The following is a 1,002-nucleotide window of genomic DNA, read 5'->3' on the forward strand; positions in this document are numbered from 1 at the left end:
ATTTGATGCAAACGCTAAGCTCGCAGTTAGGTTTGATGGTTACGACGCGGACGACAGTGATTTTTTAAAGGGTATGAAAGACCGCGATCGTTCACTAGATGGAGGTTTTAGTTTGGGCTTGCAGCGAGAAGATATTGCCCGCCTCGAATTAGAATATATGCACGACACCTTATCTCACCATAAAGGCTCAGAGACGAGTATTCAGTTATCAAGACAATTCAATAAAGGCCCGTTCTTCTTTGTACCGGAAGTATCTGCTCATTACCTAAACCAAAAGCTTGTCGATTACTATTATGGTGTTGAGCAGAACGAAGCGACGCTTGAGCGTGGGCGTTATGAAGGGCGATCGGGTTGGAATTATCGTGCCGATTTAAACTTCTCTACCCCCATATTATTTGGTGGTTTTACGCGCCTAGATCTGGGATATATTTGGTACTCAAATTCAATTACCGATAGCCCCATTGTAGATCAAACCGAGGGATACAATATCCGCTTTGCTTATACTCGATTCTTCTAAATAATTGTTTATTTGAATCGAATATTAATATGTAACATCATCTTGAGATAGCTTAATACCGAGCTGGCTACACAGCTAACTGTGTAGCTAACGACAAAAAATTATAATGATCGGGAAAATCCAAGATGTATCGCTGTTTGGTTTTTGTATTTTTCATCCTCTCTCTGTCTGCGTGTAGCAGTATTCAAATTGCACCGTATGATCAAAATAGCACGCTGCTAGTTATCCCCAAATCACATGAAAACTCCTCAATGGAATCTTGGAGTCGAACGTGGAAGTTTGATGTTCGATCTCTGGGTGAAACGAGTGATATTAATTTCGATGTATGGTTCTCAAATAGTTCTGATGCATATATTGCGATTAATGATTTGCCTCCAGGGCGCTACGAAGTTGGTGCGATGAAATTTAAGATGGCGTCTCGTTGGCGATCAACCTCCGCCAATGACGACGGCTACCCCTTAAATATAGAGTTTGAGGTAAAATAA

General features: G+C 41.1%; 2 protein-coding genes. Both read left to right on the forward strand.

Features of this window, described 5'->3' with window-relative positions; all coding sequences use genetic code 11:
* Positions 1-517: MipA/OmpV family protein (locus A3738_RS07400; RefSeq protein WP_068763492.1), on the forward strand; the 517-nt coding region annotated here is incomplete at its 5' end.
* A 125-nt stretch (positions 518-642) separates the two neighbouring features.
* Positions 643-1,002, forward strand: a complete 360-nt coding sequence (locus A3738_RS07405; RefSeq protein WP_068477972.1) for a hypothetical protein — start codon at positions 643-645, stop codon at positions 1,000-1,002.

The organism is Oleiphilus sp. HI0066 (assembly GCF_001635725.1).

Bases quoted from the DNA above. Each gene is read 5' to 3' on its own strand.
- A3738_RS07405 (WP_068477972.1), top strand. From the start codon at position 643: ATGTATCGCTGTTTGGTTTTTGTATTTTTCATCCTCTCTCTGTCTGCG.